Source organism: Streptomyces sp. YGL11-2, assembly GCF_050054615.1.
GTDB lineage: Bacteria > Actinomycetota > Actinomycetes > Streptomycetales > Streptomycetaceae > Streptomyces.
On the sequence record NZ_JBNHIN010000014.1, the window covers coordinates 24,847 to 45,983 of the forward strand.

Annotated in this window: 16 protein-coding genes; 7 read left to right on the plus strand and 9 right to left on the minus strand. The window is 72.4% G+C overall.

Annotated elements, in window-relative coordinates; genetic code table 11:
• Nucleotides 1-43 precede the first annotated feature (43 nt).
• Complete coding sequence (locus ACO1BR_RS17835) at nucleotides 44-265, minus strand: hypothetical protein (RefSeq protein WP_426796046.1); 222 nt, start codon at nucleotides 263-265, stop codon at nucleotides 44-46.
• Between the two features lie 364 nt (nucleotides 266-629).
• Between ACO1BR_RS17835 and ACO1BR_RS17840 the strand changes: the two genes are divergently transcribed.
• Complete coding sequence (locus tag ACO1BR_RS17840; protein WP_426796047.1) at nucleotides 630-1,304, plus strand: TetR/AcrR family transcriptional regulator; 675 nt, start codon at nucleotides 630-632, stop codon at nucleotides 1,302-1,304.
• A gap of 44 nt (nucleotides 1,305-1,348) precedes the next feature.
• Here ACO1BR_RS17840 and ACO1BR_RS17845 read toward each other — a convergent pair whose 3' ends face one another.
• Together ACO1BR_RS17845 and ACO1BR_RS17850 are read right to left on the minus strand one after the other, a co-directional pair.
• Complete coding sequence (locus ACO1BR_RS17845; protein WP_426796048.1) at nucleotides 1,349-2,569, minus strand: acyltransferase family protein; 1,221 nt, start codon at nucleotides 2,567-2,569, stop codon at nucleotides 1,349-1,351.
• Nucleotides 2,566-4,953 carry a glycosyltransferase gene (locus ACO1BR_RS17850; RefSeq protein WP_426796049.1) on the minus strand — a complete coding sequence of 796 codons (2,388 nt, stop codon included), beginning with the start codon at nucleotides 4,951-4,953 and terminating at the stop codon, nucleotides 2,566-2,568. The genes ACO1BR_RS17845 and ACO1BR_RS17850 overlap by 4 nt, the downstream gene beginning before the upstream one ends.
• Nucleotides 4,954-5,754: 801 nt before the next feature.
• Between ACO1BR_RS17850 and ACO1BR_RS17855 the strand changes: the two genes are divergently transcribed.
• Nucleotides 5,755-6,390 carry a transcriptional regulator gene (locus tag ACO1BR_RS17855; protein ID WP_426796166.1) on the plus strand — a complete coding sequence of 212 codons (636 nt, stop codon included), beginning with the start codon at nucleotides 5,755-5,757 and terminating at the stop codon, nucleotides 6,388-6,390.
• 82 nt (nucleotides 6,391-6,472) lie between these two features.
• Here ACO1BR_RS17855 and ACO1BR_RS17860 read toward each other — a convergent pair whose 3' ends face one another.
• Nucleotides 6,473-7,915 (minus strand): nucleobase:cation symporter-2 family protein, encoded by a 1,443-nt coding sequence (locus ACO1BR_RS17860; protein ID WP_426796050.1) that lies wholly within the window; start codon nucleotides 7,913-7,915, stop codon nucleotides 6,473-6,475.
• Nucleotides 7,916-8,180: 265 nt separating this feature from the next.
• Here ACO1BR_RS17860 and ACO1BR_RS17865 point away from each other — a divergent pair, with 265 nt between their 5' ends.
• Genes ACO1BR_RS17865 through ACO1BR_RS17875 form a run of 3 tightly spaced genes read left to right on the plus strand, consistent with a single transcriptional unit; the run spans nucleotide 8,181 to nucleotide 12,361 of the window.
• Nucleotides 8,181-10,541, plus strand: a complete 2,361-nt coding sequence (locus tag ACO1BR_RS17865) for an FHA domain-containing protein (protein WP_426796051.1) — start codon at nucleotides 8,181-8,183, stop codon at nucleotides 10,539-10,541.
• Between the two features lie 39 nt (nucleotides 10,542-10,580).
• A complete protein-coding gene (locus ACO1BR_RS17870; RefSeq protein ID WP_426796052.1) occupies nucleotides 10,581-11,330 on the plus strand; it encodes a hypothetical protein in 750 nt (249 codons plus the stop codon).
• Nucleotides 11,327-12,361: a serine/threonine-protein kinase gene (locus ACO1BR_RS17875; protein ID WP_426796053.1), complete on the plus strand. Its 1,035-nt coding sequence runs from the start codon at nucleotides 11,327-11,329 to the stop codon at nucleotides 12,359-12,361. The genes ACO1BR_RS17870 and ACO1BR_RS17875 overlap by 4 nt, the downstream gene beginning before the upstream one ends.
• Before the next feature lie 37 nt (nucleotides 12,362-12,398).
• On the opposite strand, the gene ACO1BR_RS17880 is transcribed toward ACO1BR_RS17875, so the two are convergent.
• Nucleotides 12,399-13,745, minus strand: a complete 1,347-nt coding sequence (locus ACO1BR_RS17880) for a streptophobe family protein (RefSeq protein WP_426796054.1) — start codon at nucleotides 13,743-13,745, stop codon at nucleotides 12,399-12,401.
• Nucleotides 13,746-13,956: 211 nt separating this feature from the next.
• Between ACO1BR_RS17880 and ACO1BR_RS17885 the strand changes: the two genes are divergently transcribed.
• Together ACO1BR_RS17885 and ACO1BR_RS17890 are read left to right on the plus strand one after the other, a co-directional pair.
• Entirely contained in the window at nucleotides 13,957-15,174 is a 1,218-nt protein-coding gene (locus ACO1BR_RS17885; protein WP_426796055.1) for a DUF6777 domain-containing protein, read from the plus strand.
• A gap of 199 nt (nucleotides 15,175-15,373) precedes the next feature.
• Complete coding sequence (locus ACO1BR_RS17890; protein WP_426796056.1) at nucleotides 15,374-16,549, plus strand: L,D-transpeptidase family protein; 1,176 nt, start codon at nucleotides 15,374-15,376, stop codon at nucleotides 16,547-16,549.
• Nucleotides 16,550-16,556: 7 nt separating this feature from the next.
• On the opposite strand, the gene ACO1BR_RS17895 is transcribed toward ACO1BR_RS17890, so the two are convergent.
• The 4 genes from ACO1BR_RS17895 to ACO1BR_RS17910 all read right to left on the minus strand — a co-directional run bounded on the left by ACO1BR_RS17895 (nucleotide 16,557) and on the right by ACO1BR_RS17910 (nucleotide 20,923).
• Nucleotides 16,557-16,946: a cupredoxin domain-containing protein gene (locus ACO1BR_RS17895; protein ID WP_426796057.1), complete on the minus strand. Its 390-nt coding sequence runs from the start codon at nucleotides 16,944-16,946 to the stop codon at nucleotides 16,557-16,559.
• Between the two features lie 2 nt (nucleotides 16,947-16,948).
• A complete protein-coding gene (locus ACO1BR_RS17900) occupies nucleotides 16,949-17,527 on the minus strand; it encodes a COG4315 family predicted lipoprotein (protein WP_426796058.1) in 579 nt (192 codons plus the stop codon).
• A gap of 122 nt (nucleotides 17,528-17,649) precedes the next feature.
• Complete coding sequence (locus tag ACO1BR_RS17905) at nucleotides 17,650-18,708, minus strand: aldo/keto reductase (protein ID WP_426796059.1); 1,059 nt, start codon at nucleotides 18,706-18,708, stop codon at nucleotides 17,650-17,652.
• A 157-nt stretch (nucleotides 18,709-18,865) separates the two neighbouring features.
• Nucleotides 18,866-20,923 (minus strand): phosphocholine-specific phospholipase C, encoded by a 2,058-nt coding sequence (locus tag ACO1BR_RS17910; protein WP_426796060.1) that lies wholly within the window; start codon nucleotides 20,921-20,923, stop codon nucleotides 18,866-18,868.
• Between the last annotated feature and the right edge of the window lie 214 nt (nucleotides 20,924-21,137).

Sequence of the window (21,137 nt, forward strand, 5' to 3'; positions counted from 1 at the left end):
GCCCCTCCGCCCGCCTGCGCTCCGCCCTTTCCCGGCCGCCGGATCAGTTCCGGCGGCCGAGTGCTTTTGCGCGGGAGTGGGACCAGCCGCCGAGCAGGACGCCGGCGGTGGTGAGCGCCGCATAGGCGGTGAGCAGCACCGGGAATCCGAGGCCGAGGCCGCCCAGCAGCCCGGTGTTGCCGTGGTCGATGAGCAGGCGGAACACGCTCTGTCCGGCGATGACCATCACGGCCGCGCCGGCGATCTGTAGGACGTCGTACTTCATGGCACTCCTCCGGGAGTCCGCGCACGGGGTGTGGGTGGGGTCGCGGCGGAGGCGGTCCGCGAGTCTGTCCGGCGGACGCCCGGTGTGGTGTGCGCGCGGGTGCTCCGCCGCAGCGACGTTACGAACGTACCATTGGGGTGGGTGCCCAATTGGCCTGCTGGTGCTGAATCATTGGGCTTTCGTCACGGAATTTGAGGGGTGCTGACGGGCTGTGGATCGTGACGAAAAGAGGATCCGGGGCGGGTCCGGGTGCCGGATGTGCGGGGCGCGGCTGGCGCCCGCGGGGCGGGGGCGGCCGGCGGTGTACTGCTCGCGCAGCTGCCAGGCCAGGGCGTACCGGCGGCGGAAGCAGCCGCCGGTTCCGTTGCGTGCGGAGCCGGCTGCGGCCAGGGCGGACGGTGCGGCGGACGGCGGCGGGTCGCCCAGGCGCCGGGAGATCGTCGAGGCGCTGTGGCGGATCGCCGCGGAGCGCGGGCTGCATGCGGCGAGCATGCGGGAGGTCGCGGCGGAGGCGGGGGTGTCGCTGCGGGCGGTGCAGTACCACTTCGCGAGCAAGCACCGGTTGCTGGTGGCGGCGCTGCATGTGCTGCACGAGGAGAACGAGCGGATCGCCCGGACGCGGGTCCGGTTCGATCCGGCCGATCCGCGCGGCCTCCTGCGCGGGGTGCTGGACGAGTTCCTGCCGGTGGACGACCAGCGGGCCACCGCGCTGCGGGTGCTCGCCGCGTACTACGCGCGCAGCCTGACCGATCCGGCGCTCGCCCGGGTGTTCCTGCACGACGAGCATCCGCTGGAGGAACTGGTCGCGGGCATCATCGAGGCGGCGCGGGACGGCGGGCGGACGGCGCCGGGGCTGGACGCACGGGCGGAGGCCGATCTACTGGTGTCGGCGGCGGTGGGGCTGGGCGGCGACGTGCTGCACGAGCGGCGGACGCTGGAGGAGGTGCGGCGGACGCTGGACTACCGGCTGGGGACGATCTTCGCCGACGGTCCCGCCACGTCCGGTGACGCGCCGGGGGACGGGGAAGCGGACGCGTAAGGGGGCCGGCGTCCGTGGACGCCGGCCCCCTTGTGCCGAGGGGTTCAGCGCAGGGCGGGTTCGGGATAGAACTCGCGGGGGCGCCCGCCGGGGTCCTTGAGGCGGCCGAGGAGTCCGGCCGGGTACTCGATGATCCAGTAGCTGACCGCGGCGGTCGGGACGGCCGCGAGGAAGACGATCGGCATGGCCAGGGGGAAGCCGGACTGGCCGGTGGGCAGCAGGCCGGCGTTGTGGAGCAGCAGCATCACCGGCTCGTGCCAGATGAAGAGGCTGTAGCTGACCAGGCCGACGAGGGTGAGCCAACGCGCCGTCAGGAAGCGGTTCCAGAAGGTGCGTTGGCGGATGTGCAGGGTGCTGAAGAGGAGCAGCACCCACAGCGCGGAGGCGATGGGGTGGTAGTAGGTGAAGGTGTTGCCCTCCTCGTCGGAGTACAGGGACAGGCAGAAGAGGCCGGCCAGGGCGAGCGCGGTGAGCGGGAGCGCGGTGCGCGGGGAGAGGCGGGCGCGGTCGCCGAGGGCGGTCAGTGCCACCGCCAGTGCCATACCGGCCGCGAAGCCGCCGAAGCGGGCCTGCGGGCCGAAGTAGGCGACCCAGTCGGTGTGCGGGATGCCGAGCGCGTAGTGCGCGACGGTGAGCCAGCCGAGCGGCGCGGCGTACAGGAACAGGCAGCCCGCCGCGCATACCGCGATCCGGCTGCCGCGCCGGCGCAGCGGCCGGCAGGCGCGCACCGCCAGCGGCCCGAGGCCCACCAGGACGAAGTAGAAGAGGACCTCCAGCGAGAGGGACCAGGTGGGTCCCAGGGTGTAGAAGATCCGCTCCTGGTCGAAGACGTGGGTGAACGTGAGGTGTTCGAGCAGGTCCTGCCAGTTGCCGGGCAGGTCGGGGTTGCGGGTCGCCCAGACCACGAGGACGGCGAGGACGTACAGCGGCAGGATGCGGATCGCGCGCCGGAAGAGGAAGACGCGGGCGGGCCGGGTGGAGCCGCCGTCGATGGCGGCGCGCGCGTACGACAGGGTCAGCAGGAACGCGGAGATCACGAAGAACAGGTCGATGACTTCGAGGGAGAGCACCGCGCCGAGGGCCGGGTTCGTCACCGGCGGGTGGCCGCCCCGGGCGTCGTAGACGAAGTACTCCTGCCAGACGTGGAAGGCGACGGTGCTGAGCGCGGCCAGTCCGCGGAAGCCGTCGATGTCGCGGGCCCGGCGGCGGGGCGGGCCGGCCTCCCGTGCGGAGGGCGGGGCGGCGGGGGCGGTCGCGATGGTCATCGGCGGGCCACCGCCTTGACCGCCGCGGCGCGCGGGGTGACCCGCCACTGCCGGTCGCCCAGGGCCTCCTTGAGGTGCGCCTGGCGGGCCACCATGTTCTTGAAGTGGCTGTAGAAGACAGTGGAGACGACGAAGTACGCCCAGAACCACGGTGTGCGGGCACGGAGTTCGGGGACCGCGAGCCGCCAGGCGAAGAGCGCCTGCACGGGGCCGGCCGCGAGGGTGAAGAGCATGGCGAGGACGCAGACCGGCACCGTCCAGTGGAGGTTCTGGAGCCCGCCGGCCTTCCAGGCGGAGTACGCCAGGATCGGCAGGATCTGGAGGGTCAGCCAGGGCTGGACCTCGCGCCAGCCCAGCAGGACCAGGAGGCCCAGTTTCTGACGGGCTGTGAAGACGGGCGAACGCAGGCCGTGCCGGAGGTGTTTGAGGGAGACCTGGAGCCAGCCCTGAGCCCAGCGCGAGCGCTGGTTCCACAGCGCCTTGAGGGTGGTGGGGGCCAGTTCGCGGGAGATGAGGGTGCGGTCGACGGCGATCCGGGCGCCTTCGTTCAGGGCCCGCATCGTGGAGTCGATGTCCTCGGTGAGCATCGAGCCGTGCATCCGGGTGCGGGCGAGCAGGTCGGTGCGCCAGAAGCCGTTGGAGCCGCCGAAGACGCCGAAGCCGTAGAGGCGGGTGCGGCCGGGGTGGCTGACGGCGTAGATGGCCTCGAACTCGACGGCGACGGTCTCGGCGACCCGGGAGCTCTCGCCGTTGCGGACGACGCAGTGGCCCTGGACGACGTCGTAGCCGTGGGAGAGCCAGTGCCAGGCATCACGGAAGGAGTGCCGGGCGGGGTGGTGGTCGGCGTCGAAGATGCCGACGAACTCGCCGCGGACGCGGGTGACCGCGGCGTTGATGTTCTGTGCCTTGGAGGTGCTGCCGGCGACCGGCATCAGGACCAGGCGCGGATCGCGGGCGGCGACCTCGCGGAGGGTGTCCTCGACGGGCAGGGCGTGCGGGGTGTTGTAGGCGAGGACGATCTCCAGGTCGCCGGGGTAGTCCAGGCGAAGGAACGATTCGACGGTGTCGACGATGGTGGCGGCCTCGTTGGGCAGGTACGCGGCGATCACCGCGCTGGCCGGCGGATAGGGCGCGCCGGGCCGTTCGGGCCGGGACGGGGCGTCGAGCGAGTAGAGGCATTCCAGGACGATCAGCAGCGCGGACAGCACCAGTCCGGCGACCACCACCCAGTACATGGCCGAACCCAGGTCCCAACCGGCCAGGTACGCCTGCTGGTAGAGGAGGAACGGCGCGCCGATGCCGAGCAGCAGCGCGAGGACCGGTGAGAGGGCGGAGAGCGCGGGGCGGATGAGGGTGCGCAGTGGGGGGCGCCGGTGCCGGTTGGGGGTGTCGCGCATCCAGGGCGCGTACCGGACGGGCTGGAGGTCGCGGTGCCGGAGGGCTTCGCGTACCGCGTCCCGGGCCTGTTCGACGGAGGGGCCGCCGTCGGTGCATTCGCCGAGCGGCAGCCAGCCGATGGCGGGGGTGAGCCGGACGTTCTCGTCGGCGACGATGAAGCGGGTGCCGGCGACGGTGGCGGCGAACTTCCGCAGGCCGCGCAGTGCGGTCTCCTCGTCGACGCCGGGCAGCAGCATCAGCAGCCGGCCGTCGTCGTCCCGGCCGAACCGGTCGCAGAAGCCGCCGAGTTGCTGGGCGACGCCGGCCAGCCGTTCGGCGATCTCGCGGCGGACCCGGGGGCCGAGCCGGGCTTCGAGGGTGTCGGTCTCGGCGACGCCGATGACGGCGAGCACGCCGCCGTGCCGGGCGGCGCCGGGGCGCCTCAGTTCGCGGTCGAGTTCGTCGAGGAAGTGCGGCCGTGAGTAGAGCCCGGTGCGCGGGTCGCGCAGCAGGTTCTCGACGGGGACCGGGACGCGGCGGAGCTTGGCCTCGATGCGGGCGGAGAGTTCGACCGGGTCGGAGGCTTCGGGTATGCAGTCGTCGGCGCCCCGGCGGAGCATGTCGACGACGCCGGCCGGTTCCGGGGTGTCGGTGACCATGAGCAGCGGCAGTGCCCGTCCGGCGGGGACGGTGCGGACCTCGCGGATGACGTCGACGCCGGCGTGCCGGTCGCCGGGTTCGTCGAGGGCGACGATGGCGTCCGGGGGTGCCTGGCGGACGCGGGGGTCCACCTCGCCGGGCGGCGCGTGGCTGACGTCGTGGCCGGTGGCGCGCAGGGTCCGGGTGAGGCGCTCCAGGCGCGGTCCTGGAGTGCCGACGACGAGAACGTGGCCGCCATGGCCGTCGTACCCGCCGGGTGGGGGTGTCCCGGGGGCGGGCCGGTCGTCCGTTTCGCGGAGCAGGGCCGTGGGGGTGCCCTGGGGGGTGGCTCGGTGCGAAGTGAGCACCTGGGGTTGTCCTTTCAGGCTGAAGTCCGGCGGTGTTCCGTCTGATGGCATGCGGAAGCCGGCGGCGGCCGTGGGGGTGCCCGGTGGCCGTACGCGGGCAGGGCGGCTCAACCGCCCGTCGGCGTACGCGGGTTCCGGGTTCCCGGGCGGCCGTGTGGGGGGCCGGCGTGTCCGGGGTGCGCGTGGGGGCGCGCCCGGCGATCAGGCGGCGTACGCGGGCATGATTGTCAGATGCATGACATGGCGAACTGCGGCGGTCGCACGGGGATCCGTCTTCTCTCCGCGGAACGGACGGTGGCGTACCGGCGCACGGCCCTTAAGGCAGGCTCCAGGTCTCGGACCGCGCGGGCGCGGTCGAGTTCGTATCGCATAGGAAGGGTCCCATCCTGATCGGATTGTGGGGGGAGGACCGGATGTCAGGTGTACACCGACCGACTCTGCTCGGCAAGGCCCGTCGGCAAACGCCAGCCTCGATGATCACTGTGACACCACACCTTCATTCACGTAACACCTTGATTACGTCCGGCGGTCGCGGCGGCCGCGGGGTGCGCTACCAACCGGTAGGCGAGGGTGAATCGGCTATACCCAGTACGGGAGTTTTGAGCTGGAGATTCGTACCTCTCTCCCATCTGTTAATCTGCCCGCCCCTGGAGGTTCCTCCATCTCCCCTCCCCCGAAGCGCCCTCTGCTCGCCGGGTGCAGCGAGGTGTCCCGTACGTGTACAGCGTTCCGTTCTCTCCCGCACAGGCCCGATCCGCGCGGGCCCGGGTGGGCCTGACCACCGCTCAGGTCGCCCAGGCGATGACGGCGTGCGGTGCGCCGGTGCGCCCCGAGCTGATCGAGGCGTGGGAGTACGGCTCCCAGCCGCCCACCGAGCCGCAGTTGTTCGCGCTGGCCGACGCGCTGTGGTGCCCGCCGGCGGTGCTGATGGGCGTGGAACCGCGGACGCTGGCCGAGCACCGCATGGCACGGCAGCTGAGCGCGGAGCGGCTGGCGCAGGTCATCGGGATGGATCCGGACGCGTACCGGGCGGCGGAGGCGGCCAACCAGTGGCACGGCGACTACCGGCAGACCAAGGCGCTGGTGGAGGCGCTGGGGCTGTCGCTGCGCAAGCTGATCGGAGTGATGGGCCGGGTCGACGAGTTGGCCGGGCACCTGCGGGCGGCCATCGAGGGCCGCTGGAAGTCGCATGTCGGGCCGGTCTGCGAGATCACGTCGCTGAACAAGACGCGGGTGGGCGATGCGCTGCGCGTGATGCACGGGGAGTTCGCGGAGTTCGCCGAGCGGTACATGGGGCATGTGGTGGCCCGTAACGCCGACGCCCGGCTCAAGGAGGTCGCGGCCGAGCGGTCGGCGTATCTGCGCCGGCTGGTGGACCACTTCTGGGAGTTGATCGGGGAGGCGGGCGAGGCGCCGCCGTTCCACTCGGTGCACTGAGCGAAGAGCCTGCGGCGGGGAGGGGGCGGCGGGGAGGGTCCGGCGGCCGCCCCGCCCGCCCCTCCCCGCGGAACGCCGGGCGTCAGTAGGCGCCCTGAGGGTGCGGCGGCTGCTCGGCCGCCGCGGGCTCGTCGTCGTCCGCGAACTCGTCCCAGTCGATCTCCGTCGACTTGCGGCGGGTGAAGACGTTGAAGAAGAGGTTCAGCGCGATCGCGGTCAGCCCGCCGAGCGTGATGCCGCTGTCGAGGACCGCCCTGACCTCCTGGGGCATCCGGTCGAAGAACGGATGGATGGCGGTGGGCAGGAAGGCCGCGCCCAGACTGACGGCCAGGATCAGGGCGTTGCGCTCCTCGCGGAGGTCCACCTTGCCCAGGATCTGGATGCCGACCGCGGCGACCATGCCGAACATGGAGAGGGCGGCGCCGCCGAGCACCGGGTGCGGGATCGCGGCGACCAGCGAGCCGGCCTTCGGGAGCAGTCCCAGCACGACCATGAAACCGCCGGCGGCGACCACCACGAACCGGCTCATCACCTTGGACATCCGGACCAGACCGATGTTCTCGGCGAAGGCCACGTAGGGAAAGGAGTTGAAGATTCCGCCGAGGACGGTGGCGACGCCGTCGGCGCGCAGCGCCCGGGCGACGGTGTCGTTGCTGACCGGCTTGCGGGTGATCTCGCCGATGGCGTAGACGTCGCCGGTGGTCTCCACCATCGTGATCAGCATGACGACGATCATCGCGAGGATCGGGAACGGCTCGAACTTGGGCATTCCGTAATGGAACGGGGTGCTGACGCCGAACCAGTCGGCATGCCCCACCGCGCTGAAATCCGCGTCACCGAGCAGCCAGGCGGTGGCGGTTCCGGCGACGAGTCCGAGGAGTACCGCGACGCTGCTGAGAATCGGCTTCCCGAGCCGGACGACGGCAAGGATGAACAGCAGCGTACCGAGGGCGTATCCGAGGTTCTTGAGGTCGCCGTATTCGGGCTTGCCCAGCAACTGGGCGCCGCCGGCCGCGTCCTGGAGGGCCTGCGGTATGAGGGTGAAGCCGATGATGGTGAGGATGGTGCCGATGACGACCGGCGGGAAATACTTCACCAACTTGCTGAAGAACGGGGCGAAAAGGAACGTCGCGATACCGGCCGTGATGACCGCGCCGTAGACGACCAGCAGTCCGGCGGTGCCGCCGCCGGCGCCCAGCCCGATGGCGATCATCGGGGAGACCGCGGTGAACGTGGCGCCCTGGACGAGCGGCAGCCGCGCGCCGATCTTCCAGATGCCGAACGCCTGGATGATCGAGGCGATTCCGCAGGTCAGCAGGTCCGCGTTGATCAGGTAGACGAGTTCGTCGTGGGACAGGCCGATGGCGTTGCCGAGCAGGATCGGAACGATGACCGCCGCCGCGTAGAAGGCGAGGACGTGCTGGAAACCGTAGAGCGTGAGTTTGCCGAGCGGGAGCACCTCGTCGACCGGATGGGTTTCCCGGTCGGGGAATTGCTGGGGGGACTGTGGCGCGCGTCGTGCCATCTCTGCCTTGCCTTCACGAGGTAGGTGAATAAGAGGGAACAGCAGGCCCTGCAGTGCGGTGTAGTGCAGGCTGTGCATTGCAGTGCCCTGCATTGCGTATTGCGTCCCGGTTCGCCTGGACATCCTTCGATCAGCGGAGCAAAGTCCGGCATTTCCATGGAATTTTCAGGTGTCGGCTCATCGGGGCGATCACCTTAGTTGACCTCCGGCGCTCCGCGCGAGTAACCGCGGGCGGGCGCGGGGCAGTCGCCGTAAGATCTGAGATATGGCTGAGCGGCCGGATGCGTCGAATGCGCCCGAACTCGTCGTCGAGTCGGACGGCGGCGCTCAGGTGATCACCCCGGACCACGCCTATCACGTGGGCCGGGACCCGGCCAGCGACCTCGTCCTGAAGGACTCCCGGGTCTCCTGGCACCACGCGGTGCTGCGCGCCTCCGAAGGCCACTGGCTGGTGGAGGACGAGGGCAGCACGAACGGCACCTACACCGACGGGCGGCGGGTGCAGCAGTCCGGCGTCGGGCCGGGCAGCGTGATCCGCTTCGGCAACCCCGCCGACGGCCCGTGCGCAGTACTCACCGGCATCCCCCGGCCCAAGCGGTCGGGGCGCCCCTCGTCCGTGTCGTACCCGGCGGCCACCCACACCTTCCGGCGGCCCAGTACGGTCCGGCCGCTGCCGTCGGCGCGCACCACCCGCATCGGCCGGGCGGCCGACAACGACCTGGTGGTCGACGACCTGGCGGTCTCGCGGCGGCACGCAGAGCTGCGCGCCGGTCCGGGAGACCACGAACCCGGAGGCTACGAAATCGTGGACCTGGGAAGCCACAACGGCACCTATCTCAACGGCCGTCCCGTCGAGCGGGCCCCGGTGCTGCCAGGCGACATCATCGGCATCGGCCACTCCGCGTTCGTCCTCGTCGGCGACCAGCTCCAGGAGTTCGTGGACACCGGCGAGGTGTCACTCGACGTACAGGAGCTGTCCGTACGAGTCGGCCGCAACCGCGACCGCAGGACCCTGCTCGACCAGGTGTCCTTCCCCGTGGGTGAGAAGTCGCTGCTGGCCGTGGTCGGCCCCAGCGGGGCGGGCAAGTCGACGCTGCTGAACGCGCTGACCGGGCTGCGGCCGGCCGACCAGGGCACCGTCCTCTACGACGGCCGCGACCTCTACCGGGACTACGCCGAGCTGCGCCGGCGCATCGGACTCGTCCCGCAGGACGACATCCTGCACACCCAGCTCACCGTCCGCCGCGCCCTCGGTTACGCGGCGGAGCTGCGCTTCCCCGAGGACACCGCCCCGGCCGAACGGGAGGCCCGGGTCGACGAGGTGATCCGGGAACTGGGCCTCGTCGACCGGGCCGACCTGCCGATCCACCGCCTCTCGGGCGGCCAGCGCAAACGCGTCAGCGTGGCGCTGGAACTGTTGACCAAACCGTCGCTGCTCTTCCTCGACGAACCGACGTCCGGCCTCGACCCGGGGATGGACCGGTCGGTGATGCACATGCTGCGCGGGCTGGCGGACGACGGCCGCACGGTCATCGTGGTCACCCACAGCGTGCTGAGCCTGGACGTCTGCGACCGGCTGCTGGTGATGGCGCCGGGCGGCACGATCGCGTACTACGGGCCGCCGGAGGAGGCACTGCCGTTCTTCGGGTTGGCCGAGTGGCCGGAGGCGTTCGAGGCGTTCGAGAACGATCAAGGGCGGGACTGGGCGGGCGAGTTCCGGGCCTCGCCGCTGTACCGGCGGTATGTGGCCGCGGAGACCCGGCAGCCGCGGCGGGCCCCCGAGCCCCGCGCACCGGTGCCAGAGCCCGCGCACCGGCACCCGGGCAGGCAGTTGTGGACGCTGATGCGGCGGTATGCGGCGGCGCTGTCGTCGGACCGCACGTTCCTGATCATCATGGTGGCGCTGCCGTTCGTGATGGGCGGGATGGCGCACGGCCTGAGCACCGGGAAGCTGACCTCGGACTCGGCGTCGAACGTGCTGCTGATCCTGTGCGTCGGCGCGGTGCTGACCGGCTCCGCCAACGCGGTCCGCGAACTGGTCAAGGAGCGGGTGATCTACCAACGGGAGCGGGCGGTGGGGCTGTCCCGGTCGGCGTACCTGCTCTCCAAGGTGCTGGTGCTGGGGACCGTCACGGTGGTCCAGGCGGTGGTGCTGACGCTGGTCGCGCTGGTCGGGGTGGACCTCAACACCCCGGGCGGCAAAGGGGTGCTGATGCCGCCGCTGCTCGAAATCACGCTGGCCGTGGCGCTGTTGGCGTTCACCGCGATGATGCTGGGCCTGCTGGTGTCCGCGCTGGTGCGCAAGGAGGAGGTCACCATGCCGCTGCTGGTCCTCCTCGCGATCGTCCAGGTGGTGTTCTGCGGGGCGCTGCACTCGCTGCGCGGCACACCGGTGCTGGAGCAGCTGTCGTGGCTGGTGCCGTCCCACTGGGCGCTCGGGGCCATGGCGGGCACCGTCGGCCTGTACCGGCTGCAACCGGGACCGATCACCGCGGACCCGCTCTTCCGGCACGCGGTCGGCCCGTGGCTGCTGGACATGGGGATGCTGGTGGCGCTGTCGACGGTGCTCGGCTTCCTCGTCTACCGGCTGCTGCGGCGGCACGAGCCCGAGATCATGCGTCAGTAGCCGAGAGGGCGCGCGGGCGCGCGCACCGAGGAGCCGCTTGTGACCTCGCCGGACTTCCTTCCCAGCCATGTCGTCCCGCCGGGCGGGCTGGCGACCTGGGCGGCGCCGGACGCCACCCGGCCGCTGGTGCCGCTCGATCCGCTGCTGCCCGTGCAGGTCGTGGAGCGGCGCGGCGACTGGGCGTTGGCGCTCTGCTCCAACGGCTGGTCGGCGTGGGTGGACGGGCGGCTGCTGCTGTCCGTGCCGCACGGCCCGCCGGCCGCCGGGCAGGCCGCCGCCCGGACCGCGGACCCCCGGCCACTGCTGGGCACCGCGGAGGGCGCGCTGGGCCGCTACCGGCAGCTGGTGGACGAGCTGCTGGCCGGGCGGCTGGACGGGGAGTCGTTCGGCGCGCGGACCCGGGGGACGCGGGTGGGGGTCGTGGTCGACGGCGACGCGGTGTGGCTGTACGACGCGCGGCACGAGCGGTGGTGCTACTGCGACGGGGCGGCGCTCCAGACGTTCGCGGTGGCCCAGGCGCCCTCGGCGGACGCGGGCGGGCCCGGGGAGACGGAGGGTGCGGGGAGCGGGGCGGACGCGGGACGGGGTTCGGGTGCGGGTCCGGCTTCGGGTTCGGGGCCGGGGCACGCCGCGGAGCCGGCGCCGTCGCGCCTGCCCTCCTGGCCGGAGCGGCCGTCCGAACCGCCGCCACACCGGCCGGCTTCCGGCTCCCCGGCCGGCTCCGGCGGCTCCGCCGAGCCGGGCGGTCCGCCGCCCGAACCGCCGCCGCGGCCGGGTGACTTCCGGTGAACGGGCAGTCCGCGCAGCGGGACCGCTCCACCGTCCCCGACTCCTCCGGTCTGCGGGGCCGCCGGATCGCCGGCTATCTGCTCCAGGACGAGATCGGGCGGGGCGGCATGGCGGTGGTCTACCGTGCCGAGGACCTGAAGCTGGGCCGCACGGTGGCGCTGAAACTGCTGGCGCCCGAACTCGCCCGCAACGACACCTTCCGCAAGCGGTTCGCGCACGAGTCGCGGGTGGCCGCGGCGATCGACCATCCGCACATCGTGCCGGTCTTCGAGGCCGGGGAGGCCGAGGGGATGCTCTACATCGCGATGCGCTACGTCCAGGGCAGCGATCTTCGGGCGCTGCTGGACCGCGACGGCCGGCTGCCGCTGGAGACCGCCTGCCGGATCGCGCTCCAGGTGGCCTCCGCGCTGGACGCCGCCCATGCCCACGACCTGGTGCACCGCGACGTCAAACCGGGCAACATCCTGGTCGCGGAGGGCACCGACAGCGACCGGCCGGAGCATGTCTACCTCACCGACTTCGGGCTGACGAAGAAGTCCCTGTCGCTGACCGGCTTCACCAGCGTCGGCCAGTTCGTCGGCACGCTCGACTACGTGGCACCCGAGCAGATCTCCGGCCGCCCGGTGGACGGCCGGTGCGATGTGTACGGGCTGGCCTGCGTCGCCTACGAGATGCTGACCGGGGCGCCGCCGTTCCGGCGCGAGGACGACATGGCGCTGCTCTGGGCGCATCAGTACGACCCGCCGCCGGCCCCGAGCGAGCTGCGGCCGGATCTGCCGGCGGGCGTCGACGCGGTGTTCGTCCGCGGGCTGGCCAAGACACCGGAGGACCGCTACGAGACCTGCCGGGGGTTCGTGGAGGCGCTCCGGGCGGCGGGGCGGACCGCGGCGCCCGGTGCCGCGCCCCCGGCGTCCGCGCCGACGCGGGTGGACGACCGGGCGGCCCGGGGCGGCCTGCCGGGCACCGCTCCCCCGCCGCCACCGCGCTGGGCGATCCCGGTGTTCCCCGGCCGCGCCGCCCGGGGACCGTAGCGGCGGGCGGCCCGGGGCGCGGGGGCGCAGGGCTCGTTCAGCGCTCCGGCGGGCGGGCGTCCCCCGCGTCCGGGGCCTCTCCGCGGTGGCGTACCCGCCGGGCCAGCGCGCTGCCGAGGAATCCGGTGACCAGGCCCCAGGCGGCACCCGCCCCGACCAGCCGCCACAGCTGCGGCTCCAGGGTGACCCCGCCGCCGAGGTTGCCGGTCAGGTCCCCGACGCCGATCAGGGAGAGCCCGTAGTGGGCGTCGATGCGGGTGACGAGTCCGACGACGAGCAGGGTGAGCGCCAGCGCCACCGCCATCTCCAGGGCGCAGCGCCAGGCCGGCAGCCGGGCCGGGGAGCGGACCGCGGCGGCGAACGCGGCGCCGAGCAGCACGGCGGCCGCCAGCACCACCAGCAGCCAGACCCGCCCGTCGTGCTCCCCGATCGAGCCGAGGTCGAGGGTGTGCGTGCCGCGCCGGGTGTGCAGCACCTCGTCCAGGATGTGCGGCAGCGGCAGCCCGAGGGCCTTGTCCGCGTGGCCGGTCCAGCCGCCGCCGGTGCCGATGCCCAGCGCCAGCCAGGCCAGGTTGGGCAGTCCGAGCAGGATGACCGCGAGCGTCTGCGCCGGCCGGTCCCTGGTGATCAGTTCGATCACGCCGACGACCAGCCCGACCGCCGCGTAGACCAGCAGCGTCAGCAGCATCGCGAACGCGGGCGGCCGTACGGAGTCCTGGAAGTGCAGCAGCCGGGAGGAGAGCGGCACCTTGCGGGACACCAGGAAGGTCAGCACGAGCACCGCCAGCACCCACAGCAGCCCGAAGCCGAGGGTGGCCGGGACGTCGGCGCGGAAACCGACGGTGGGGGTGGTGCCGAGCACGGCGCCGAGCTCGTCGGCGATGTCGTTGCCGACGGTGATGGTGAAATCGTGGTGGGCGGCGAGCGCGAGCAGCAGGAGAAGGACCAGCCAGCACGCGGCCGTCCGGGCGATCCGGCCGAGCAGTTCGCCCGTGGAGGCCACCGCGCGGTGGCGCAGCGGCAGCCGGAAGACGGTCGCGGTCACCAGGGCGCCGGCCAGGGTCACCGACAGCGGGACGACGTCGAGGGCGGCGTGCGCCTGGACGATGATCCCGGCGTCGCCGGCAGCGTCGACCGAGCCGCCGGCCGCGGTGACGACGGCCGCCGCGACGACCGGGGGGAACGCCCCGCCGGGCAGACCGGCCGCACCGGCCGCCCACAGGCCGAGGGCGGCGACCACCAGCATCGTGGCCAGGCCGGCCAGGGCGGTGCCGAGGGCCTCCGCCCAGCCCCGGAGGAACGGCGGTGCGCCGCCGGACGGGGCGCCGCCGGGGGGCGCCGGACTTCCGGCGCCGGCCGCTGCCGGGCCACGCATCTGGCTCACGCTGCCTCCTGCGGGACGCGGTACGGGGGTGTGGGGGCGGGCCCCGGTTGCTGCTCGTGGGGCGGGGGTTGGCGTCCCGGCCACCGTAAGCAGGGGGTCGCCGCCCCGCTTGCGGAGCGCGCCGGTCAGCCGCACACAATGGTCTGAACCTGTATGAATACGGGCAAAATCCTCGGATCTGGATAGCCCGAAAGCGCCGGAAGAGGGACCTGTGACATCTCCACCGCCGCCGGAAGGCCGGGAGCCGGGGCAGCCGACCGGCCCCCCGTCGGGGCCGCTGTCCGGCTCCCCGTCCGAGCCCCCGCACGAACCGACCCGCCCCTGGCAGCAGCCGGAGCAGCCCACCGCGCCGGGCGGACCGGCTCCCCCGCGCGGCCCCGGCGACGGGGGCGGGGGCGACGGAGGCGGCGGCCCGGGCGACGGGCGCGGCGACGGGCGGCACTGGTGGCGGTCGGCGCCGCGGGTGGCGATCATCGCGGGCGCGGTGGTGCTGGCCGTGGTCCTGGCCGTGGTGTTCACGCGGATGGGCGGCGGCTCCGGCAAGGGCGAGCTGTTCCTGCAACCGGCCGGCGCCGCCGGCAACGACCCGTTCACCGAGTCGACGGCGGAGAACGGCGGCGCACCCGCGTCGCCGGTGCCCGGCCCACCGGCCCGGGGCGACGGCAAGGTCACCGTCGTCGAGGGGTCGGCACCCGGCCTGTACGGCGGCAGCCGCGACGCCGCCAGCTGCGACGTCGAGAAGCAGATCCGCTATCTGCGGGCCAACCCGGACAAGGCGCGGGCGTTCGCCGCCGTCCAGGGCAGGACCGCGGACACGCTGCCGGCGTATCTGCGGTCGCTGACCTCCGTGCAACTGCTGGCGGACACCCGGGTGACCAACCACGGCTACAAGGACGGCCGGGCGACCGGCTACCAGGCGGTGCTCCAGGCGGGCACCGCGGTGATGGTCGACGCGTACGGGGTGCCGCGGGTGCGCTGCGCGTGCGGGAACCCGCTGACGCCGCCGGTCGCCATCCAGGGCGCACCGAAGCCGGTCGGCAAGCCCTGGCCCGGCTACCAGCCGTCGAAGGAGGTGACGGTCCGGCGGGCGCCGGCGCCGGTCGGCAGCTTCGTGCTGCTCGACCCGCACACGGGGCAGTACTTCAGGCGCCCCGAGAGCGACGACGGCAGCACGGACACCGCGACACCGGCGCCGTCGGAATCGCCGTTCGGCCCCGGGTCGTCCTCGCCGTCGGGCTCCACGTCGGCGTCGCCGCAGTCCCCGTCCGGGACCGGAGGCTCGCCGTCCGGCGCGACGTCGCCCGGCGAGACGCCGTCGGGATCGCCGGGATCGCCGGGGTCACCACCGGCGCAGGTCACCCCCGGGCCCGGCACGCCCCAGGGGCCCAGCACCCCGCCGCAGCCCGGCACCCCCGGGCAGTCGTCCTAGCCCGCGCCCGACGGCTCCGGGCCGGACGGCGGGCAGCCGTCCGACCTGGACACTCGACCCCTTCCCTCTCCATGGATATCGAACCGTGTCCTAATTAATCGATGCACCGCACAACCTCCGAAGCAGACAAAACGTCTTGATATGCGGCGGATGCCTACGCATCCGCCGTTGTCAGCTGTTCTGCTTTGGAGGGACCTTCGTGCACGCCGGAACACGTCGCCACACCGCCCGGTTGATACCCGCCCTGCTGGCGGCGGGGCTCCTGATGACCGCGTGCGGCACCGGCGCCGGTTCGTCCGAGGCGGCCGGGCCGGCGGCCAAGGTGACCGTCACCCCGGCCGCCGGCGCCACGCCGGCGAAGCTCGGCTCGCCGATATCCGTGAAGGCCGACGGGGGGAAGCTGACCACGGTCGACGTCAAGGACGACAAGGGGGCGACGGTTCCCGGCAAGCTGGCGACTGACGGTACGTCATGGAAGTCGGAGGGCAGGGTCCGCCCGAAGACCACGTACACCGTGCACACCAAGGCCACGTCGGCGATGGGCAAGGAGTCCGCCGCCACCGCCACCTTCACCACCGAGCAGGCCGACAAGGTCAACAAGCTCACCAACACCCCCGGCGACGGGCAGACGGTGGGCACCGGCATGCCGGTCTCGATCCTCTTCGACCACCCCATAGCCAAGGACCGACGCGCCGAGATCGAGAAGGCCCTGAAGGTCACCACCCAGCCGCACGTCGAGGGCGCCTGGGGCTGGGTCACGGACTGGTCGGGCAAGGACCGCATCGACTGGCGGCCCAAGGACTACTGGCCGGCCGGCACCAAGGTCTCCGTCAAGGGCGCGCTGTCCGGGGTCAGCTCCGGCGCCGGCGGCTGGTTCGTCCGGGACTACGACTTCGGATTCGCCATAGGCGCCGACCACAAGGCCGTCATCGACGTGCCCTCGCACACCCTGACGATGTACGAGAACGGCAAGCCGGTCGGCAGCGTCAAGGGCTCCGCGGGCTCCGTGCAGGACCCCACCCGCGGCGGGGTGCACACGGTACGCAGCAAGAACGCGGCGGAGACCATGGACTCCGCCACCATCGGGCACGGCGACGAGTGGATGCTGGACTCCCAGTGGGTCACCCACCTCACCGCGTCCGGGACGTTCCTGCACTCCGCGCCGTGGAACAAGTCCCTCGGTGTGGTCAACAACAGCCACGGCTGCTTCGGAATGACCACCTCGGACGCCAAGCGGGTCTACGACTTCCTGACGGTCGGCTCCACGGTCGAGGTGAAGGGCACCGCCAGCACCAAGAAGACCGCTGTCGGCAACGGCCTGGAGGTCTGGCAGGAGACCTGGCAGCAGTGGCAGCAGCGCAGCGCCCTCAAGTAAGGCCGGGTCAGCGGACCGTCAGAGTGCCTTTCATGTAGGGGTGGACGGTGCAGATGTAGGGGTAGCTGCCGGGCTTGGTGGGCGCGGTGATCACGGCGCTCTGCCCCTGCGCGAGGTTGCCGGTGTCGAAGGGCTTGCCGGCGCCGGTGGCCGTCACGGTGTGCGGCGCGCTGTCCTCGTTCACGACGGTGATCTTGGTCCCCGGCCGCACGGTCAGCGTGGCGGGCCGGTAGACGAAGTCCTTGATGACGATCCGCGTCCGGGCGTTCCCCGGGGCGGAGGCCGAGGGGGCGGACGCCGACGGGGACGGGGACGGGCCGCCGCCGGTGTGCGTGCAGCCGGTGAGGGCGGCCAGGCAGAGCGCCGAGGCCGCCACCGCGATCCGTACCGGGCGCATGGTCAGGAACCGGGGCTGGCGCTGCCGGTACCGGCGCCCGGACTGCCGCTCGGCGCAGGCTTGGTGATCTCCTTGCCCGAGGGATCGAGCACCCACCACTTCGCCCCGCTGTCGTTCGACCCCTGGCCCTTGGCGTCCCCGGGGTGCCTGTCCGCGACGAAGTAGTAGAGCGGATGCCCGTTGTAGGTGACTTCCTTGGTGCCGTCGCGGCGGGTCGTGGTCCCGAGCAGCGCGCTCTGGACGCCGGTGCCGGCCTGCGGCGTGCCGGTCACCAGCAGCGGCGGCCAGACCTTGGCGCAGTCGCCGTAGCAGGTCGAGGTGTGGCCCTTGTCCGCCACGAAGAGGTAGAGCGTCCGGCCCTGCCCGTCGACCAGGAACGTGCCGAGCTGCCCGGAGCGCACCCGGATGGTCACCGCGCCCGCCGCCGGCGACCCGGACGGCCGGGGGCTGGCGCTCGGGGCGGAGGGGGTGGCGGACGGTGACGGGGTGGTCCCGCCGCCGCCGTGCGAGCAGCCTCCGAGGGCTGTGGCGAGCAAGGTGACGGCCGCCGCGGTGGCGGCCGTCCTGGCGGTGTGGCGCATCGGACGTCTCCTTCGGCACGCGCTGAGGTGGGCGGACCGCCCGCCCACCTCAGTGGACCGCAGCGCCCGCGGTCCGGCCATCGGGAGAGCGGCGTTCGGCGTAGTGCGCCGGGCCGTTCCGGTCAGCGGATCTCGCCGGTGGTGCGCCGGTAGGTGGAGCGCCGGTCGTCGATGGCGGCCCAGCGGTCGCCATAGACGTTCTCGGTGATGCCGGGCTCGCGCAGGAAGGCGTGCGGGAAGCCGAGCGGGACCTCGCTGGTGGCGTCGAGGCGCTCCAGCGCGTCCGCGTCGAGCGTGACGTCGATGCTGGCGAGGTTGTCGGCCAGCTGCGCCTCCTTGGTGGCGCCGATGATCGGGATGACGTTGCCGGGGCGGCCGCGGAGCCAGGCCAGGGCGACCTGCGCCGGGCTCCAGCCACCCTGTTCGGCGATCTCCAGGACGGCGGTGACGGTCTCGTCCTCATTGTGGTCGGTGCGGTCGTGCCCGTCCTGGCCGTCCAGCCGGCCGCTCTCGCCGCGCCGGTACTTGCCGGTGAGCTTGCCGGCCGCCAGCGGGGCCCAGGCGAGGACGGCCAGGTCGAACGCCCGGGCCTGCGGGAGCAGTTCGCGCTCCACGGTCCGCTCCAGCAGGTTGTAGCGCAGCTGCGAGCCGGCGAAGGCGGTCCAGCCCCGCAGCTCGGCGAGGGTGTTGGCCTGCGCGATCTCCCAGGCGGGCCAGTCGGACACGCCCAGGTAGAGCACCTTGCCGGACCGTACGAGGTCGTCCAGCGCCCGCATCACCTCGTCGACGGGGGTGAAGTTGTCGCGAGCGTGCACCCACAGCACGTCGAGGCGGTCGGTGCCCAGCCGGCGCAGGCTGGCCTCCACGGACTGGACGAGGTTCTTGCGGTGGTTGCCGGCCGAGTTCACATCGCCCGGGACGGTCGCGCAGGTGTACTTGCTGGCGAGCACGAACCGGTCCCGGCGGCCGTCGAGCAGTTCGCCGAGGATGGTCTCCGAGGTGCCGCCGGTGTAGTTGTTGGCGGTGTCGACGAAGTTGCCGCCCGCATCGGCGTAGGCGTCGAGGAGCCGTCCGCTGGTCTCCTTGGCGGCGCCCCAGCCCCAGTCCTCGCCGAAGGTCATGGCGCCCAGGGCCAGTTCGCTGACGCGCAGGCCGGTCTTGCCGAACAGTGTGTACCGCACGTGTTCCCCTAGTTCTTCTCGCCCGTGGGTCCTTGCGGATCACACGCTAGGAGGTGGAGTGCACTCCAGGGCAAGGCGCCGCGTGCGCGTCCCCGGTGCGGAACGCGACGGGCCCCCGCCGGTCTCGGCGGAGGCCCGTGCACGGAGCTGACCGGGGTCAGCCGGTGATGATGGCCGGGTCGCTGACGCCCGGCTTGCCGGTCTCGACATGGCCGGCGAACCGGCGCAGGAAGCCGGCGTCGGTGTCGGCGGTGACCGTGAGGTCGTACCAGCGCTTGCCGGCGCTCAGGTCGACGGACCGGGTGACGGTGCCGCCCGGGTCGACCCGGACGGTCTGCTTCCCGCCGCCGTACGCGTCGGCGATGGTGAGGCGACAGGGGGCGGTGCCCGGGTTCGTCAGGGACAGCTCGACGTGGCCGGAGGCGGCGTTGTGGCGGGCGGTCACCTCGGGGGTCTTCTTCTTGCCGGGGCCCTTGAAGACGCGCAGGAAGCCGTTCGGGCCGTACACCGTCAGGTCGTAATCGCCCTTGGAGTAGGCCGTGTTCCAGGTGTCGGAGATCTTCTTGCCGGCCTCGGTGGTGTAGGTCCAGGGGCCGTCGGTGCGGTCGCCGGCGGCGACCAGGAAGCAGGCGCCGGCCGTGCTGCCGCTGCTGAAGGTGAGCGTGAAGCGGCCGCCCGCGGTGTCCGCGGTGCCGTCCGCCAGCGGGGCGTAGGGCAGCGGGCGGCTGGGCCGGGAGCCGTGCTCCTGCTTGGGCAGGACGGGGTTGGCGGGCGGCTTGGGGACGTAGCTGTCGTGCCGCTTGTTGTCCGGCGGCTGGTAGCCCTTGGTGTCGGGGAGCGGCGCCGGCTTGGTGTTCTCCAGGGAGAAGTCGAAGGCCGAGGTGAGGTCGCCGCAGATGGCGCGCCGCCAGGGCGTGATGTTGGGCTCGTGGACGCCGAAGCGGCGCTCCATGAACCGGATGACGGAGGTGTGGTCGAAGACCTCGGAGCAGACGTAGCCGCCGGTGCTCCAGGGGGAGACGACGAGCATCGGGACGCGCTGGCCGAGGCCGTAGGGGCCGGCGGCGTAGGTGGCGTTGCCGGGGAAGTTGTCGAGCTTGACGTCGGCGGTGGACTGGCCCTGGGCGCTGGAGCCGGGGGAGAACGGCGGGACGACGTGGTCGAAGTAGCCGTCGTTCTCGTCGTAGGTGATGAACAGCGCGGTCTTGCTCCACACCTCGGGGTTGGAGGTGAGGGCGTCCAGCACCTGGGAGACGTACCAGGCGCCGTAGTTCGCGGGCCAGTTGGGGTGCTCGGAGAAGGCTTCGGGGGCGGCTATCCAGGAGATCTGGGGCAGCTTTCCGGCCTTGACGTCGGCCTTGAGCTGGTCGAAGTAGCCCTCGCCCTGCTTGGCGTTCGTGCCGGTGCGGGCCTTGTCGTAGAGCGGGTCGCCGGGCTTGGCGTTGCGGTACTGGTTGAAGAAGAGCAGCGAGTTGTCGCCGTAGTTGCCGCGGTAGGCGTCCTCGATCCAGCCCCACTTGCCGTTCGCGTCCAGGCCGTCGCCGATGTCCTGGTAGACCTTCCAGGAGATCCCCGCCTTCTCCAGGCGCTCCGGGTAGGTGGTCCAGCCGTAGCCGGCTTCCTCGTTGCCGACGACGGGGCCGCCGCCCTTGCCGTCGTTGCCGACGTAGCCGGTCCACATGTAGTAGCGGTTGGGGTCGGTGGAGCTCATCAGCGAGCAGTGGTACGCGTCGCAGATGGTGAAGGCGTCGGCGAGCGCGTAGTGGAACGGGATGTCCTTACGCGTGAGGTGCGCCATGGTCCCGGTGCCCTTGGCGGGGATCCACTGGTCGTACTTGCCGTTGTTCCATGCCTGGTGGCCGCCGTGCCAGTCGTGGTTGAGGCCCTCGATGAACTGCATGCCGAGGTCCTTGGCATCGGGGTGGTACGGGAGGATGTCCTTGGTGCCGTCGGACTGGTGCCAGACGGACTTGCCGTTCTCCAGGGTGACCGGGCGCGGGTCGCCGAAGCCGCGGACGCCCCGCAGCGCGCCGAAGTAGTGGTCGAAGGAACGGTTCTCCTGCATGAGGACGACGATGTGCTCGACGTCCTTGATGGAGCCGGAGGTGCGCTTGGCCGGGATCGACGCGGCGCGGGCGATGCTGCTCGACAGCGCCGAGGCGCCCGCGGTGGCACCCGCGATCTGGAGGAAGCGCCGGCGGTTGATATCAGGCATGAGTCTGGGGACCTCGCGGTGGGGGATGACGGGTGATCAGGTCGTACGGGTGGTGCGGATACGGCCCTGGGGGAAACCGCGGTCAGCAGTGTTCCAAGAGGAACCAGTGCTCGGGAAGGGGGGGTGTCCTCAAGGTTGCCCGGCGCGGTACGCACCGCGAACTCCCCGGCGGGCCGCGGTGCGGGACGGCCCGGTGCGCGGGGCGGCCACCCCC

Bases quoted from the DNA above. Each gene is read 5' to 3' on its own strand.
- ACO1BR_RS17835 (WP_426796046.1), bottom strand. From the start codon at position 265: ATGAAGTACGACGTCCTACAGATCGCCGGCGCGGCCGTGATGGTCATC.
- ACO1BR_RS17845 (WP_426796048.1), bottom strand. From the start codon at position 2,569: ATGACCATCGCGACCGCCCCCGCCGCCCCGCCCTCCGCACGGGAGGCC.
- ACO1BR_RS17855 (WP_426796166.1), top strand. From the start codon at position 5,755: ATGACGGCGTGCGGTGCGCCGGTGCGCCCCGAGCTGATCGAGGCGTGG.
- ACO1BR_RS17860 (WP_426796050.1), bottom strand. From the start codon at position 7,915: ATGGCACGACGCGCGCCACAGTCCCCCCAGCAATTCCCCGACCGGGAA.
- ACO1BR_RS17865 (WP_426796051.1), top strand. From the start codon at position 8,181: ATGGCTGAGCGGCCGGATGCGTCGAATGCGCCCGAACTCGTCGTCGAG.
- ACO1BR_RS17895 (WP_426796057.1), bottom strand. From the start codon at position 16,946: ATGCGCCCGGTACGGATCGCGGTGGCGGCCTCGGCGCTCTGCCTGGCC.
- ACO1BR_RS17900 (WP_426796058.1), bottom strand. From the start codon at position 17,527: ATGCGCCACACCGCCAGGACGGCCGCCACCGCGGCGGCCGTCACCTTG.
- ACO1BR_RS17910 (WP_426796060.1), bottom strand. From the start codon at position 20,923: ATGCCTGATATCAACCGCCGGCGCTTCCTCCAGATCGCGGGTGCCACC.